The organism is Verrucomicrobia bacterium CG1_02_43_26 (assembly GCA_001872735.1).
Taxonomy (GTDB): domain Bacteria; phylum Verrucomicrobiota; class Verrucomicrobiia; order Opitutales; family CG1-02-43-26; genus CG1-02-43-26.
The window spans coordinates 110639-128473 of record MNWT01000014.1 but is presented as its reverse complement, the minus strand read 5'-3'; the positions used below and the strand labels follow the sequence as shown (position 1 = coordinate 128473).

Genomic DNA, 17835 nt, shown 5'->3' with positions numbered 1-17835 from the left:
CTAACCCCTAAACAACAATATCGGTACCTGCGATGTCTGGATAAGCTCCTTAGTCGTACTGCCAAAAAAAAGGCTGTGCATTTTTGAATGCCCGTATGCCCCCATTGATAACAGATCGATATCGTGCTCTTTTATATAGTCCGTAACAGCCACAGCAACAGCCTCTTCATGGTGCAAGTGTGCTATCACTTGAATGCCGCTTTCTTTTATTTTATTTTCCGCGTATGCCAGACTTCTTTCAGCCCCTGGTGTCTTTTCGGTCACACATAATATATGGCATTCCAAATCTTCAAAAAGGAGCTGACTGCTTACATATTCAATCGCTTTATTGGAGCTGGGGCTTCCATCATACGCAATTAGAAATCGTTTAACTTCTCTGGTTTCTTTAGTAGCAATCAACAATGACTTGTGCGTGGCGTGAGCCAAGCGATCTAAATGCGCGCCAACATAACCCGCTTTGGCATTATCCTGCTCGCCTCCTTTTCCAACCACAATTAGTTCTGCCTGATCTCCTATTTCGGCAATCGTTTCAACCAAGGAGCCTCGGCGATGCAATATCTCTGGCTGCTCAATCCCATTTTCTGCCAACACTTTTTTGGCACGTTCTAAGATCTCTACGCCTTTATGCTGCTCTAGCTTACCGTGCTCTTCGTCTATTTTTGTGAGTTCTTTAAGCAAACTGCTTTTTGCGCCCAATCCTATACTGCCACTCAAATCCACTTTCGCTTTCATTTCTGTATGAGGCGCTGCAATATGTAACAGACATACACGCATCCCCGTCTGCTTTGCCGCCCACGCGCTTAATCGGCAAATACTATCGGCGTAGGTTGATCCGTCTATACAGGCAATAATTTTACTCATAGTCTTTCCCAATCTTTAGTGTGTGAGATCCAGCTCGGTAACATCCGTTTTATTATGAATACCAAGGTTTTCTACAATTGTAGCACTTGCTTCGTTTAAGCCAAGCAATTTCACCTCTGTGCCTTCTCGTCTGAATTTAAGTACGACTTTATCAAGTGCCCCAACGGCTGATAAATCCCAAAAATGGGCTTTATGTACATCAATAGTCACGTTCTCAACCACTTCTTTAAAATCAAAAAATGTGGCAAAGCGTTCCGCGGATGCAAAAAATACTTGTCCTTGTACGGTATATACGCGCTGGCCATGCTCATCTCGCTCAGATTTTACAACCAATAGGCGAGACACTTTCTTCGCAAAGAAGAGCGCGCTCATCAACACTCCCGCAAACACGCCTTTGGCCAGGTCATGGGTAATCACCACCACGATAACCGTCGTAATCATCACTAGGCTTGATGTTCTCGGATGGCTTCTCAGGTTCTTTACAGATGTCCAGCTAAAGGTACCAATGGCTACCATAATCATCACCGCCACCAATGCGCCCATCGGTATTTGTTTCACCCAATCCGCTAATACCAAGATCAGAAACAATAAAAAGCATCCCGCAAACAGGGTTGAAAGTCTTCCTCGCCCACCGGATTTCACATTAATCACAGATTGCCCGATCATGGCACACCCGGCCATCCCGCCAAAAAATCCGGTCACTATATTGGCAATCCCTTGTCCCGCGCATTCTTTGTTTTTCTTACTGGGCGTATCCGTTAAGTCATCGATGATCACAGCAGTCATCAGCGATTCCAACAAACCAACCGCCGCCAGTGTCAGTGAAAAGGGTAATATAATTTGTAGCGTTTCCAGCGTCAGGGGTATGTTCGGTATGAGGAACATCGGTAGCGTACTGGGTAACTCGCCCATATCTCCTACCGTTCGCAAATCAAGCCCCATCATGATACTTAGCACTGTCAAAACAACAATCGCTACCAATGGCGAGGGTACGGCTCGGGTGATATAGGGAAATAGGTAAATAATGCCTAACCCTGCAGCTACCATCGCGTACATCTGCCATCCCGCACCGTAAAACTCGGGTAACTGTGCCATAAAAATAAGTATCGCCAGCGCGTTTACAAACCCTGTGACAACAGACTTCGACACAAATCGTAATAATGAGCCTAATTTAAATATACCGGCAAATACCTGCATAACTCCGGTTAACACGGTCGCGGCCAATAAATATTCCAAACCGTGCTCTTTTACTAGCGTTATCATCACCAACGCCATGGCTCCCGTCGCTGCGGAAATCATTCCTGGCCGTCCTCCCACAAAGGCAATCACTACCGTAATACAGAAGGAGGCATATAAGCCTACTTTGGGATCCACTCCCGCAATAATAGAAAACGCAATGGCTTCGGGAATAAGTGCGAGGGCCACTACCATTCCGGCCAGTAAATCTCCTCTTACATTGCCAAACCATTCAGATTTTAATCGAGAAAGTAACATGTCTTAACTTTTTTGTTTTTTTATAAAACGCCATGGCCCATACTTTTACGAAACCATGCCATTTTTTTTATTATTGATCCAATTACCCCTTATAAAGTAGTCCATCATGATAAACCTTACCTATTATAAGTCAAGGCCTTATAGACCAACGCGTCTACTGCTGCGCTCTACCATAGAGGGGCACAAAACTTAAATTTCATCCATCGAAATATCATTTACTTGCAAAGCGTTCACGTTTATAGTTTAATACTAAACTAAATAATACATAGCTCATGGCGTTATTCAGTAAACCAAAATACTCAACTCTTGATGTTAAGAAAAAAAAGGACATCCCGGCAGGATTGTGGACTAAATGTCCCAAGACAGGCGAGATCGTCTACAACAAGGATTTGGAGAATAACTTAAATGTTGTCCCAAATAGTGGTTACCATTTCCCTATCAGCGCACCTGCTAGAATCCAGTCCTTATTAGACGCAGGTAGTTTTGTCGAAATGGATAGCGAGCTGTGTTCCGCTAACCCGTTACAATTCAAGGGCGTCTCTTGCTATGATGAAAAACTCAAGCAATATAAAAAGAAAACGGGCTTAAATGATGCCGTTATTACAGGTACAGGTACCATGGGTGGCACGCCGGTAAACATTTCTGTAATGGATTTTCGCTTCCTCGGAGCCAGTATGGGTTCCGTAGTGGGTGAAAAAATTACGCGTTGTATTGAGCGCGCAATCAAACAAAGAACTCCTGTCATTATCGTCTCCGCTTCTGGTGGCGCACGTATGTATGAGGGAATCCTCAGCTTAATGCAAATGGCAAAAACAAGTGCCGCATTATCCAGGCTCGCTTTAGCAGGTCTTCCTTATATTTCTGTTCTCACAAACCCTACTATGGCAGGTGTCATGGCTAGTTTCGCTTCTCTCGGGGATATTATCTTAGCAGAACCGGGTGCGCTTATCGGTTTCGCGGGGCCTCGGGTCATTAAGGAAACCACCCAACAGGAGCTTCCCGAGGGTTTCCAAACATCAGAATTTCTTTTAGAGCGTGGTTTAATAGATCAGATCGTAACCCGTCACGAATTGCGCGATCGTATTACATATCTCATCAAAACATTGTCTCACAATCAAAAAAGCGAGCTCGCTAGCGCTTAATTTTGACACCCAAGATATGGGGTACACTAAAGCCCAGGAATATCTTTACTCGCTTCGCAACTCGGGTTCAAAACTGGGTCTGGAGCGTATAAAAATATTGGCAGAGGAATTGTCTAACCCGCAAAACAACTTTCCTTCTATCCATGTAACAGGCACCAATGGCAAGGGTAGCGTATGCTCCATACTGGATTCCATTTATCGTACCGCAGGGTATAAAACAGGGTTACATACCTCTCCTCATCTCGTCTATCTCGGTGAGCGTATTCGCGTTAATGGCCAAAACCTTTCTCGGGATAAAATCGTACAATACACAGAGGAGCTCTCCTCTATCGCTGACAAATCAGGCGTTTCGTTTTTTGAGTTCATGACAGGTATAACGTTCTTGGAATTCGCGCGAGAAGGGGTAGACATCGCCATCATCGAGGTCGGCTTAGGCGGCGAGCATGATTCCACCAATATCATAAATCCCGAAATCTCCGTCATCACTTCCATCAGCAAGGATCACACAAACATCCTCGGTAACTCTCTCTCTGAAATCGCTCACGCCAAAGCCGGTATCATAAAACAAAATACACCGGTCGTCATCGGCGTTCTCCCCCTTGAGGCAGAAGCGGTTATTCGTAAAGTCGCAAAACAAAAAAACGCCCCCGTCTACGCTATCTCAGGAAGTAATTATCCGGAAACAGCGCTTCATGGTTCTTGCCAACGCGAAAATGCTGCCATCGCCAGTTTAGTCGTAAATATCCTGCAAAGCAAATTTCCGGTATCAGAAGCCGCAAAATCAAAGGGGCTAATGTCCGTAACCTGCAGGGGTCGCTGGGAAAAAATTAAACTCATTACCGGCCAAACCTTGATTCTCGATGCTTCTCACAACGAGGGTTCCGCTGCCATTTTAGCTAAAAATCTAGCAGAGCTCCACGCACAAACCGGTAAGCAATTCACTTTTGTCTGTGGCACACTTGGGGAAGACCGCGCCCAAGCCATCTTCGCTACAATAGCTGCACACGCACACGAAATTTATCTCGTGACCATTAACCAACCTCGTGCCACCCCAGCTAATGAACTTTTAAAGATAGCTCCCCCAAAGGCTTCCATAAAATCACTTTCACAGCTTTTCAGTAGCCCAAACCGTTTTTTGCCTGAAAACAGTTCCGATATCATCATCGTCACAGGCTCCATCTACCTTCTCGGCGAAGTACTATCGTTAATAGACGAAACAGCTGCCCTCCATAACGAAGTTTGCCTCCAAGATAAAATTTAGGACATCGTCTTATTTCATCACTCCCCAAAGCCCCTAAAATGGCTACAAAAGCTGTTTTGAATCCTTTAGAATGGCTCAAAATTAATTTCAAAGACCCAAAGCGCAATAAAACAAAAATTTCGGAACTCTGAACTCAGAAGTTAAAACCCCATACTCCATACTCAAAAAACTAAAACATAATTCAGTACTCAGAAGTTAAAAATCCGTACTCCATACTCAAAAAACTAAAACATAATTCAGTACTCAGAAGTTAAAAATCCGTACTCCATAACCAAAAAAACTAAAAAATTACTCGGTACCCAGAAATTAAAACCCCGTACTCAAAAAAATTAAAAAACTAAAAAATTACTCTTGCTTAAAAAAACGATGCTAGGTAAAATCATTTTATGCCGCAAAGCCTTTTAGGCGATAATTCATAAAATGATTTTACCTAGCATCGTTAAAAAATTCAGATTCTGAACACTCATCAAGTTAGTTTCTGAGTAACTTGATACCTCACTCCATCGGCTTCCATTTTATAAAGTAGGTGTCTAATTCGTAGACATCCCTGCAATCGATTGCTATAATGGCGCTATAATCTTCCAAAACATCCCATAACACTCTAATCCCTCCCCGTTTTGCCAGACAAGTTTAGCATATACGAAGTCATCGGCATGATCATCGCCGGCCTTGGCCTTTTCTTTATCGGCGTTCGGCTCATCGGCTCAAGTCTTCGTTTGGTCGCGGGAAGGCGTTTCCGCACCTTCATTACTAAAATAACTTACAAGGGATGGGTCAGCGCCATGTTTGGTATCATGTCAGGTGCTATCACTCAAAGCACCTCTGCTGTCACTTTTATTATGACGGGTATGATTTCCGCCGGCCTGATGACAACCCGGCGCGCCATGCCCATGGTTCTCTGGTCAAACGCCGGCAACTGTATCCTCGTCTTCCTCGCCGTCATAAATTTCCATCTCATGGTGCTCTACATGCTAGGTATGGTGGGTTTCCTCTATTACATTGATTTAGATAAATCCAAACTCCTCAAACCGGCTGTAGGCGCTCTTCTCGGCGTAAGTTTATTATTCTACGGCTTGGATTTAATGAAGATGGGTGCCGTCCCTCTCAGAGACTATCATTGGTTCTTCGAATTCATGGTCGCGGCCAATAAATCCTACATTCTCGGTTTGCTCGGAGCCGCCGCACTGGCTTTTATTGCCCAATCCGCCGCCACCATCTCTGCTATCGCCATCGCTCTTGCCAACACTGGCGTCTTGGATAAAGCCAGCGCGTTCATGATCATCTACGGCACCAACCTCGGTACCGCCTGCACAACCTTTGTCTTGTCCACCAAACTCAAAGGCCCCCCTAAACAACTGGCCATCTTTCAGGTAGGTTTTAAATTTTTCTCGCTCTTCATTTTTGTTTCCTTGTTCTATATCGAGATCTATTTCCATATCCCGCTGGTCATGGCGCTTATGAAGAAAATCACCCCCCACTTACATCTCCAGTTAGCGCTCGTCTACCTCACATTTCAGATCGTTGGAGCAGGCATCATCACTTTATTTATCCCCGCACTCCACAGGCTACTTAACAAGCTTTTTCCGGAAACCGCCGAGGAACAACTTAGCCGACCCAAATTCCTCCACGACCAAGCGCTTCTTATTCCGGAAACGGCTCTCTCTCTCATCGAACGGGAGCAACTCCGCGTCCTCAAGCGCTACCCGCACTATTTCGACGAGCTGCGCGAAGATGCCACGCGTCAATACAATACCGCTTTCCTCCACATCGGTACCGATAATTTAATCAAAGAAATATCAGACTTCACCACCGAACTCATCGACAAGGAGCTCACGCGTAGCTTGCTCAATCGTATCCTCAACTACAAGATTCGCGCGGAAATTCTCACAAACATGGATGATTGTCTCAGCGAACTCATCCTTCCTATTGAAAAAAGTTCCTTTTCCCCTGAACTCCAACAATTCATAACCAACATCAGCGAATCCCTCCACACGCTTCTCTTAATTGTAATCGATGTTGTTGAATCAGAAGACCCCATGGACATCAACCTCCTTCTCAAAATCACCGAGGATAAGGGCGAAATTATTGAAAAAATTCATACCCATATCAGAAAAAACAATCCCAAGCTCTTGGCCGAAGAACAAGAGGTCATGGAATACATCTCAAGCCGCTTCGAGCGCATGATCTGGATGATTCGCTATCTCGTCCGTCTAGTCGAAAAGCTAAACAAAGAAAAGTTAGCCTAATTACTTTTAGTTAAATGCAGGCGTAAAGGGCATCCGCGCATACACTCCTTGCGGATCATTAAATGAATTAATAAACAGCACGTCTTCATTAAACTTACGCTTTACACGACTCAGAAAGCGGCTTCCTTTCGCAGCAGGCTCAGAATAATCATCCAGAAAATTCTTGATCAACTCTTCCACAAAACCGTGTTTATCAGGAAACTCAGCCACATCCCAATGTCCTTCTAACTTAGCCAACGCCGCCGCCTCAGCTATAGCGTCTTTCAAACCCCCAATTTCATCCACTAAACCAATCTCTTTTGCTCGTATGCCAGACCACACACGCCCGCCTGCAATTGCTGTCACAGCCGTTAAGGGCATATCCCTTCCCTCAGCCACTTTATACAAGAAAGCATTATAAATAAAATTCGTCTGATGCTGAAAAATCGCCATCTCCGTCGGTGTCTTGGGTCTCGAAAGGGTCCCTATATCAGCTAACGGTGAGGACTTCACGCCATCGAAAAAGATGCCATAGTCTTTTGCGATTTTCTCCACGTTAAACAATAATCCAAACACACCTATAGAGCCGGTCACCGTCGTCGGATCCGCAAATATTTTATCCGAATACGCCGATATCCAATACCCGCCGGATGCCGCCACAGATCCAAATGACACCACTACCGGCTTCACGTTTTTCAACAATTGCACTTCCCGCTGAATAATCTCAGACGCATACGCGCTCCCTCCCGGGCTGTTCACCCGAAGCACCACCGCCTTCACATCAGCATCTTGACGCAGCTCACGTAACAATTTCGAAAAGCTATCCCCTCCAATCTGGTTTCTCAAACCTCCTCCATCAACAATCTCGCCCTCAGCATAGACGACAGCCACCTGATTTTTAGAAAAATAGCTACTCCACCCATCTGTATCAATCTTCTCAACATACTTCCCTAAACTAACCTGGTTAAACGTATTCGTCTTCTCATTACGCCCAGCTATCTCCTCCAAATCATGCAAAATATTATCCCAATACCCCATCTCATCAATCAACTTAAGCTTCAACGCCGTACTCGTATTTAAAATACCAAAACGCGAGCTCGCTTGTTTAAAATTATCCGAAGGAATCTTTCTACTCGTAACAACATCCTGCGCTACATCCCTCCACATATCATCAATGAGCAACGTCCCCTGCTCCCTTTCCGCCTCACTCATCTTCGCCTCCGTAAATATTTCTGTTGCAGACTTATACTTACCCGCCTTCGTCACCTGCACCCCAATTCCATACCTCTGAAAACAAACCCCAAAATACGGCATCTCCATTGAAAAACCCACCACTTCCACGTTCCCAAAAGGATTCTGATAAACCTTATCGGCCACACTCATCAAATAATAATCATGAAAAGACGCATTCTCCATATACGCCAAAACAGGTTTCCCCGTAGCCTTAAACACTTCAATAGCCTCCCTCACCTCATGCAACGCCGCAAAACTACTACCATAACCAGCAGGCATCAAGTTCCCATAAATAAATAACGCCTTTATCCGGTCATCCTTCGCCGCATACTCAATCCCGTTAACAACATCCAACAAATGTATCGACGTTTCATGCTCCTGATCATACACATCCATAATCAACTCATTAAAGCCCTCACTCGCCGGCGCATCGGGTATATTCATGGATATATCAAAAACAAGCACCGCGTTACTGGGCACGCCCACTTCCTTCTTCTCAAACATCGCCAACGCCACAAACACCAACGCCACGCCCATAAGAATAACCCCAAAAAGCACGATCCACATCGCAACCAGATTCGCCAATACTAACCTAAAGAATGATAACATGTTACCATTCTAATCAGAAACATCCCTCCCGCACAAGTCGTAAGGATAACCTACACTCCTTGGCAACAATTACGTACGTATGCCTCTACCATCGCCATTGAGCGAACTTTCCAGGCACCTGCTTTCAGGGCATGCTCTTTTGCTCTAACAACATCTCCCGCACACAAATAAACACTACAAAGCATTAGATTACAACGATCCTTCCATACCCCCGTCTCCGCCACACATTCGATGGCCTCCGCCACTTTCCCCATTTCAACATAAGCTTTAAAAATCTCAAAATAAGCACTCCCATGCCATTTGACAGATTTCTCCGCACGCGCTTTCGCATCTCCAAAAAACCCACCCTTAGCATACCCGCCACAAAGATAAAGATACGAATGGCATTTATACTTCCCGGACTTCTCTGCAAACCAGTCCAATTCCTTCAAAAGGCACTTTTCTTCAACAAACAGTTTTATGACTCTATAATAATCAACATCGCCCCACCCTTTCGTCAACGCCTGCAATTCAGCTTCCACCACTGCCAGAAGCGCATCATCCCCGCGCCCCCCATCATACTCATCCATTAACTCATGATACAACGTCAACCGCCTCAACACCCCCGAAACCGCATTTATATCCTTTCCCACAAACCGAATAGGGCTTATATCCATACACTCCCCCAAGACTCCCCTCGCAACAACGCTTGCAATCTGCCTTGAAATAGCCCCGCCCTTATCCCTCAAATCCCTATATTTACTCCCCACAAAACTCCCCCAAACCCGCAAAATCATCTCATCCTCAACAAAAAAACGATCCATTCGCGGAATAAACACGCCCCCATAATTCCCCAAACAATACTTCATACAATACAACTTTACCGCATCATCCTCCAATCCAAGCAGCTCCACCGCCCGCTCCTTTACCGAAAAGAAAATATTCTTATCCACATAAACAAAAAATTCCCGGCAAACAAACTGCACCGCAGAAGCATCATTACCGATCAAGTCCCCAATCGGCACATAAGAAAAAATTTCAACAAACATTTCCGCCGGCATCTCCTCAAGCGCACCGGAAATACCCCTCCGCCCGCCATCACTCCCCAACCCCCAATGAACAGACGTCTTATTAAGCTTATTGCAGTTATTAATCCCTAGATTCCCCATAGATCATGCTATACAACCTATATCTGCAAAAATAATCACCTTTTACAACACGCAAACGTCTCCTCTTTTCATTTACACGTAAGGTTCTATAATTTGTCTTCTAAAGGGCTACTGCTTAAGATAAAATCAAAATTACCCTACCCCCCATGAGTAATCAAAAATTGTCTCGTTCCTACTGTATTACAAAACGCTGGCTACTAATACTTGCCTACGCCATTATCGGCGTACTCGCCGCCGCCTTCACCGGCCCTCTCTTTCAACGGTTCATCTTCCACTACTTCGACGGCTTCTTCCTCCTCCTGGGCTGGAACCAATACGCCATCTTAGATGTCCTCATTTCTCGCTACGTATTTTTCATGTTCGTTCTATACGTTGCCATACGCATCGTCCGTCCGCCTTTGCCGAAGGACTGGAAGGTTGTCAGAAATTATTTCTGCTACCCGTCTATTTTTATGTCGGTGGCCATCGGGGTGGTGATGTTGGCCATGCCTTCTACTACTTGGATTTTGATCCTGCTTGTAGTACTTGTTATATTACTTATCTTAACGAGATTTTTAAAACATTCACCTTTCGCAATTACTGCTGCAGGAGGTTTTCTACTAGGTCTAGCGTTGGTCGTAGTTGTATTTTTCATTGATCGACCTTTTAGCCTCTTCGAAGCTTATGTTTACACAGAGTCATACAAGAACATCGTTTCAGTTCAGTTCATACCTCCCTTTTTTCAAAAATTCTACGCAAACGAAGGCATGGCCTTAGTAACGGCAAAGTACAGTTTTTTCAAATTCCTCCCTTCGTTTGTCGTAGTATCGCTCATCCCGTTTCTTGTTTATTTCCTATTGGCTTTTCTAAAAACTTCCAATAAGAAATCCAGCGACTCCCCCGCAAAGGATAATCCTGATGCGAAAAAAAATGATAAGCCTAAAACACACAATCTTTCCGATTTATCTGATGACGAGCTAATGGATTGGCTTAAATATGACAAACCTATTGAAGATGTAGGAACAGACTATTTTAACTATCATCAATATGCGGATCACTTAGCAAAAATAATAAAAAGCTCCCCGGGAAAAACTATAGCCATTCTAGGAGACTACGGATCCGGCAAAACAAGTTTGAATAACTTGATCATGGAAAAAGTAAATCCCAGAAATTCATACAATGATTCAAACATCATATTTGTTCGAAAAGAAACCTGGGCTGCAGATGACTACAAAAACGTTATTCAAATACTCATAGATGAATTGGTAGAAAGCCTATCTGATCACCTAGAGTCCTTTGGCCTAAAAAACGTTTCAGATAAATACATGAAGTCCACCCTAAAAGGAAATGGTTCCTGGTGGAGCATCGCTTTAGGCGCCCTTACAGAGCACCTTTCCCCCACAAACTCCCTTGAAAAAATATCAGAAGCCCTCGCTGCTATCGATAAAAATGTCGTCTTAATCATAGAAGACCTGGATCGAGAAATCGGCAAATACTTCCAGCCATCTGATTTAGATCCCTTACTATACAATCTTAGAGAAGCAAAACGGATCTCATTCATTTTGAATGTAAAGCCCGATGTCATCGAAGATGCAGCAAAAATAATCGACTATGAATTTATTATCCCCCGCATTAAAGAAGATCTACTAGTAGAGGTTTTTAGCAGAGTTCGTAATGCCACTTATAATCGCTTTGAGGACATCGATCCCCTTAAAGAGAAACGTGAAAAAGTTAAATTTGCTTTTATAAGAGATATCCTGAATTACTTTATAGGTAATCCAAGAAGCTTAAAAACTGCATTGAGAAGAACAGCTACAGACTGGGGGTACTACGATACAGACAATCATCATGAAGCATCTTACTTGCATGGCGAAGTCGATATAGATCAATTATTTTTACTGAATATGCTGCGGATCAGACATAGGAAAGAGTTTTATAAATACATAGATTACAAGAGGGGTGAAAGACTGGAAAAAACTTCAGAGGAGAAGCAAAAAGACCATAGCATCCAAACAGATAAAGAAAAGAATTCAAAGGATAAAGCTGAAAAAGATCACTTATGTCGATTATTTCAATTCTTAGATCATGGCTATCTAAGGGATATTCTAAAATCAGAGCCCGAATCGCTCGATAAATTTCCTACGCTAGATGGTAGATCTTCAATAAATGAAAGGTATTTATTAAATCCTGATAACGAAACACTACAGGGAATGCAAAATTTAGTTAGCGAAGGAAATTCTATCGAGCGATATAATCCAAGTACATTTATGGCAAATTACTTCGAACGAGCTGTCAATGGATTCGTACCTCCTAGCGAAGTTAGAGACCAAGATGCTTTATCTCTCATTCAAAATGTGTCTTGCAAAAAAACAAGAGATGAAGCAATTCAGCGTATAGTGGAAAAGGAGGATACGGATTACAGAGGAAGAATTGAACATTTTCTTCCTTATGTGTTAGTCTGTAATCACAAAGAGAATCCTCTGCAAACATTCTCTTGCTTTTTTAATTTTTTGGAGGAATTGTATATAGAAATTCTCAAAAAGAAGCAAAAGGACATCTATAAGTACATGATATTCCAAGCAAATCGGTTTGAGTACAGTAACGAGAATTTAAAGAACCTTTATCTATTTGAGGGAGATCGGCTCATTTCACAAAACAAAGAGAAAGTGCTAAATACAGTAAAAGACTGGATGAACAGAATCGTTGATATAACCTACGATAAGCAGTATCAGGATTTGCCGATTAATAGGAATAGACCCAACAATCTATTTTCAATTTTTGGGTACTACACAGATGTGTTTAGCGATAATCCAGATCAGTTAGTCAACTTTGCCAAGTCTTTTCAAGATAAAATAGAACCAAAGCTACAAACAGACAACGCTCCCCTTTATTTTAGCGATTTCCATAAGCCCTTGGAGCTACTTTTTAATTATATGCAAAAGCATAGACAGTGTAGCGTAAATTCATTTTTCACCGATAAATTTCGAGGCCTCATTTTGAAAAATCTAGATAGTGAACAGCAAATTGTTAATCTTGGTTATTTCTTTAATCTACTAAAGGGATGTAAAAAAGATATAGAAAATCAGTTATGGAAAGAATACAAGAGCAAGGGCGTAATGAAAGTGCTACAGTTCCTGAAAAAGCGCACTACGAAACAAAAAGTTAAAAGCGAAATCAGGGACTACATAAACAGGCTCGGAGAAAAAAGATTTTTCAACAGGATCAAAAAATATGTTTATAAGTACAAGCTTATTGAGGCTTTGAAAAAACAGGTTGGCGAGGAAAATATAGATGACATACTTGATGCTTTATAATCAGCGAAAAGAGATTAAACTCAACTGACTCTTCCACACCCTTGTAGTCCTGCTTCGCGTCGGCGTTATGCTTCCATACTGCCGCTTACTACAACAACCTCCTACATCAGGCAAAAAGCAAAACATAAGACACCCCTTTTCCCTGGCGTCTTAAACTTCAAAAAATTGAATTTCTAATTTAAAAAACGTTAGGAATTAAACGCACAAAATAATCTGACGGCTATCGCTCATTTTATTTACGCAACCCTAGTGCTCCAATGTTCACATAACAGCAAAAAATTTCAACTATTTTTCAAAAACATCCCAATTATCCCAACTATCCCAATTATCGCCCGGAAAAACTATTGACACTCTGGTATAATAGAAAGCTCCAAAAACGAATCCCCACAAACCCCACCGCTCCCTAACTTAAAATCGTTAGGTGAATAATATTTAAATTCAGGCACCGCTCACCCAAAAAAATCAACGCACACAGTAATCCTCCGCAAAAAGCCAAAATATCAAAAAAAAACCTCCCCCTCTCCTCCGGCGACCTCACCTTGGCTCTTTGCGTGTAACAATACCAAAACCATCACCCAACTTGCCTGCCCAAGCCTTCCCGTAAGCCAGCCGAACCCCCAGCAACAAAAAAAAGTCTAGCACACCCAACGCAAGCAAACAAAACAGTGCCCGCCCCAAAACCAAACCCATCAACCTCCTTCTCGGGCACCCCCTCTTTCTCCTTAGCGCTTCGAGATACAGGCAACCAGCCCATAACGAGATAAGTCGCTAAGCGTGTCTGCCATAGCCTCGGCGTAAGCAGGTCAAACCACCACCACCACCAATAAAAACAACCAACCCATCATCACGCACAACGCCATTCAAAAAAATTCCCATCACACATAGCCTCGGCGTAGGTAAACCAAAATTCGCCAACACCCAAACAAAACCCAAAGCAGTCTCACAAAGCCACACCTCAAAAAACTCCCCATGATTCACCCCCCCTTCTCTGGCCCCCCTCTTTCCCTCCGTCCGTAATCCTAACACACACCTGCAACTCCTCAATTCATTTATTTAAAAAATCACGCCCCCTCCCATCGCCTTGTCTCTTCAAACCACACGCAACCATCCACTAAAAAGACCCATGCCAAGAGTGTCCGCACCTTAGCGCTTCGAGGCACGGGCCACCAGCCCATAACGAAATGAGTCGCTAAGCATGTCCGCCATAGCCTTGGCGTAGGCGGCCCCCCCAAAAAAAACACCGACCCACCAGCATTCACAGCACCATTCAAAAAACTCCCCTCTCACATAGCCTCGGCATAGACAGCCCCCCAACATACGAAACAACCTAAAACAAAAGCGCCCACATGCATTTAGTTATGAACAAAACACCAAAAAACCAACCCCTCCAAAACTAACTCCTCAACCCCCTTCTCGGGCACCCCCTATTCCCCTCCATCCGTAACTATACCACTCAAAATCCACCCCTCAATCATTTTTTTCAAAAAAAAAAGCCCTTCCGCTCGCTACGCTCGCGTCGGTAGTCTTTCTCTCTTACCCAACATAACAAACCCTCATTTCCCATGAATATCATCACCACACCCACCCCTTTACTGCCATTGATGGCAACCATCGTCCCACCATAGCGTCTTGACTCCCCTCACGTCTACTCCTGGTCGAGGCAAGACGGTTGCTTATGTCACGGGCGCGGAGGTTTTAACTCCTCGCCTGAGCGTAAAACACGTCCCCTTCTCGCAACATCAGGGCACGAGACGCCAGTCTAATAAAACATGCTTAACGGAAGGCCATCGCGAAACAAACCCCGAAGTCTCCGGGAGAATAGCCGAAGCGAAAAACAGCACACTCTTCCTAATAAGAGTTGCCCGTCACCACCTCCGCCTATACCATGCCTAAAGTTAATAATAATCTTCACACATAAGATCAATGACCCACAGCATGGCTCCCGGAATCAACTTCAAAGATGAACTCAACACCGAACAATACGCGGCCGTCACCGCCCCTCAAGGCCCCGCCCTCGTACTCGCCGGAGCCGGTTCAGGCAAAACAAGAACGCTCACCTACCGGGTAGCCTACCTCCTCGAACAAGGAATCGCCCCCTGGGAAATCCTCCTCCTCACCTTCACCAACAAAGCAGCAAAAGAGATGCTCTTACGCGTCGAAAACCTCACCGGGGTCTCCGCGGATAAATTCTGGGGAGGAACATTCCACCACATCGGGCAAAAAATCCTCCGCAGGCACGCCACCGAAGTCGGCCTATCCCCCAGCTTCACCATCCTGGACGCAGGAGACGCGGAAGCCCTCCTCGGCGAAGTCATCAAAAACCAAGATGCCCAGTTCTCCAAAAACAAGGAAAACCCAAAGCCCAGAGTCATCGCCGAAATCATCAGCTACACCCGCAACACCTGCACCTCCATCGCCAAAGTAGTAAAGGACAAATATCCCCACTTCGAGCACCTCATCGGCCCCATCGAAAACTTCGCCAGCCTCTACAAAGATCAAAAGCTCACCCAACAAGTAGTAGACTACGATGACCTCCTCGAGCACTGGTTAAACCTCCTCAAAAATAACCCGCAAACCGCCCAGGAATACCAAACCAAATTCAAAGTCATCCTCGTCGACGAATACCAAGACACAAACATCATCCAAGCAGACATCATTGACAGGCTCGGCGCACAACACCACAACATCATGGCCGTAGGCGACGACGCCCAATGCATCTACACCTGGCGAGGCGCAAACTTCGAAAACATCATGACGTTCCCCAACAGACACCCGGGAGCCCAAATCTACAAAATCGTCACCAACTATCGAAGCACTCCGGAAATCCTCGAACTCGCAAACAACGTCCTCGAAAGCCAACCCATCTCCGCCGGCTACCGAAAAGAGCTCAAACCAGTAAGAGAATCCCGCCAAAAGCCCTACTTCATAACAACTAACGATACCCGGCAACAGGCAAACTTCATCATCAAAAGAATCCACGGCGCTTTCCAACAAGGCTACAAACTAAGCGACATCGCGATCCTCTACCGAGCCCACCACCATTCCATGGACCTCCAAATGGAGCTTTCTCGCCAAAACATCCCGTACCAGATCACAAGCGGAGTACGCTTCTTCGAACAAGCCCACGTAAAAGATCTCGTCTCCCAACTACGCTTCGCCTGCAATCCACAAGACAGCACAGCCTTCTACCGGTTCGCCTGCCTCCTGCCCAAAGTCGGTCCCAGAGCCGCCGAAAAATTGTTCCTCCTGACCCATGAGCTCTCAACCAAAGAGCAAAAAACGCCCTACTCCGTCATGACTCACGAGAAAGTTCTTAAAAAGGTGCCCGAACCCGCAAAAGACGATTGGACAGACCTCGCCATCACCCTCCAGGATATTTCCGAAAATGCCGACAAGTTGACACCCGAAGAAACCGTTAAATTAGCAATGGAAGGTTGGTACAGCTACTACATCCGAAACGTCTACGCCAACTGGCGCACTCGCCAAGACGACCTCGAAAGCTTACTCGGCTTCGCAAAACGCTACGATAACATGCCAGACCTCCTCTCTCAACTCGTCCTCCTCAGTTCCGAAATGCACGATCGATCGATTGATGCAAACGAAGACAGCGTCCGCCTAACCACCATCCACCAAGCAAAAGGACTAGAATTTCCTCTCGTCTTCGTAATCGGCCTCGCTGAAAACATGTTCCCCTCCAAACGCGCCATCGAAGAGGACAATATGGAAGAGGAGCGCAGGTTATTCTACGTAGCCGTAACACGCGCTAAAGACGAGCTCTATCTAACCTTCCCTAAAATCATGGTACAAGGCGGTCCACCACAACTACTCAAGCCAAGCAGGTTCATCCAAGAGCTTTCCGAGACAACCTATGAAGCCCTACAAGTCGGCGGCAATTCCTACTCAAGGCAGTACTAAAAATCAACCTGAAGGATCTTTGGCCGTTCCCACTACTTTCTTAAGTCGTTTATTGATCAATTCAAGCTTCGCTCCAAAAATAACAAAGACAATACCTGTAAGTTCGATTAACACATTGTACTTGATATTGATCACTTTGGTGTTAAGAAATGAATCCATCTTGTGAAAGGATGCTGCTCTCATAACAATAAAAAACACGAGGAACGCAATACCGACAAACGGGAAGAAAAACTTCTTAAAGGAAAACAGCATAAAGCCTCCAAAAACAACAATAAAGCCAGCTCCGAAAAGGCTAAGTGCAACAATGAAATAGACCTGGTACGCTCTCCGCTGTTCATACCAACCTTGTTCCTTAGCTAAATCCTTCAGCGCTTGCGTGAAAAAGCTTTGTAGATCCAGTTGCTTATTAAAACCCAAAAAAAGCATAATCCCGGTAAATACAAGCCAAATGAACTTTTCTCTGAAACGAGGCGTATGAAGAACACATCGAGCACACATGTAAAAGGCAAAGAAATAAGCAAATACAGTAACCCAACCCCAAAAGTTAGGGTCACCTATACCAGGTTGCCACCGTTCATTAACCATTGCCGCAAGAATAGCATTCATAGGAGTGTGCAACAAAGAATGCGCCTTGTTATACGCTTAAGTCAAGGA

12 protein-coding genes are annotated in these 17835 nt (G+C 44.5%); 5 read left to right on the top strand and 7 right to left on the bottom strand.

The window, feature by feature from the left end:
* Positions 1 to 861 carry a hypothetical protein gene (locus AUJ82_05430; GenBank protein OIO59673.1) on the bottom strand — a complete coding sequence of 287 codons (861 nt, stop codon included), beginning with the start codon at positions 859 to 861 and terminating at the stop codon, positions 1 to 3.
* Positions 862 to 876: 15 nt separating this feature from the next.
* Positions 877 to 2355 (bottom strand): sodium-independent anion transporter, encoded by a 1479-nt coding sequence (locus tag AUJ82_05425; protein OIO59672.1) that lies wholly within the window; start codon positions 2353 to 2355, stop codon positions 877 to 879.
* A 272-nt stretch (positions 2356 to 2627) separates the two neighbouring features.
* On the opposite strand from AUJ82_05425, the gene AUJ82_05420 reads away from it, so the two are divergent.
* From AUJ82_05420 to AUJ82_05410, 3 genes are all read left to right on the top strand, one after another.
* Positions 2628 to 3497, top strand: coding sequence for an acetyl-CoA carboxylase subunit beta (locus AUJ82_05420; protein OIO59671.1), 870 nt, complete (start codon positions 2628 to 2630; stop codon positions 3495 to 3497).
* A 16-nt stretch (positions 3498 to 3513) separates the two neighbouring features.
* Positions 3514 to 4758 (top strand): hypothetical protein, encoded by a 1245-nt coding sequence (locus tag AUJ82_05415; protein OIO59670.1) that lies wholly within the window; start codon positions 3514 to 3516, stop codon positions 4756 to 4758.
* Positions 4759 to 5411: 653 nt separating this feature from the next.
* Positions 5412 to 7004, top strand: coding sequence for a hypothetical protein (locus AUJ82_05410; GenBank protein OIO59669.1), 1593 nt, complete (start codon positions 5412 to 5414; stop codon positions 7002 to 7004).
* 6 nt (positions 7005 to 7010) lie between these two features.
* On the opposite strand, the gene AUJ82_05405 is transcribed toward AUJ82_05410, so the two are convergent.
* Complete coding sequence (locus tag AUJ82_05405; GenBank protein OIO59668.1) at positions 7011 to 8825, bottom strand: signal peptide peptidase SppA; 1815 nt, start codon at positions 8823 to 8825, stop codon at positions 7011 to 7013.
* Between the two features lie 50 nt (positions 8826 to 8875).
* Positions 8876 to 9973 (bottom strand): hypothetical protein, encoded by a 1098-nt coding sequence (locus AUJ82_05400; GenBank protein OIO59667.1) that lies wholly within the window; start codon positions 9971 to 9973, stop codon positions 8876 to 8878.
* Positions 9974 to 10119: 146 nt separating this feature from the next.
* On the opposite strand from AUJ82_05400, the gene AUJ82_05395 reads away from it, so the two are divergent.
* Positions 10120 to 13266, top strand: a complete 3147-nt coding sequence (locus AUJ82_05395) for a hypothetical protein (GenBank protein ID OIO59666.1) — start codon at positions 10120 to 10122, stop codon at positions 13264 to 13266.
* A gap of 571 nt (positions 13267 to 13837) precedes the next feature.
* Here the strand turns inward: AUJ82_05395 and AUJ82_05390 are convergent.
* Both AUJ82_05390 and AUJ82_05385 read right to left on the bottom strand, forming a co-directional pair.
* Positions 13838 to 14020: a hypothetical protein gene (locus tag AUJ82_05390; GenBank protein ID OIO59665.1), complete on the bottom strand. Its 183-nt coding sequence runs from the start codon at positions 14018 to 14020 to the stop codon at positions 13838 to 13840.
* Between the two features lie 14 nt (positions 14021 to 14034).
* Positions 14035 to 14292, bottom strand: a complete 258-nt coding sequence (locus AUJ82_05385; GenBank protein ID OIO59664.1) for a hypothetical protein — start codon at positions 14290 to 14292, stop codon at positions 14035 to 14037.
* A gap of 897 nt (positions 14293 to 15189) precedes the next feature.
* Between AUJ82_05385 and AUJ82_05380 the strand changes: the two genes are divergently transcribed.
* Entirely contained in the window at positions 15190 to 17181 is a 1992-nt protein-coding gene (locus AUJ82_05380) for a DNA helicase UvrD (protein ID OIO59663.1), read from the top strand.
* A gap of 3 nt (positions 17182 to 17184) precedes the next feature.
* On the opposite strand, the gene AUJ82_05375 is transcribed toward AUJ82_05380, so the two are convergent.
* Complete coding sequence (locus tag AUJ82_05375) at positions 17185 to 17787, bottom strand: hypothetical protein (protein ID OIO59662.1); 603 nt, start codon at positions 17785 to 17787, stop codon at positions 17185 to 17187.
* Positions 17788 to 17835: the final 48 nt, after the last annotated feature.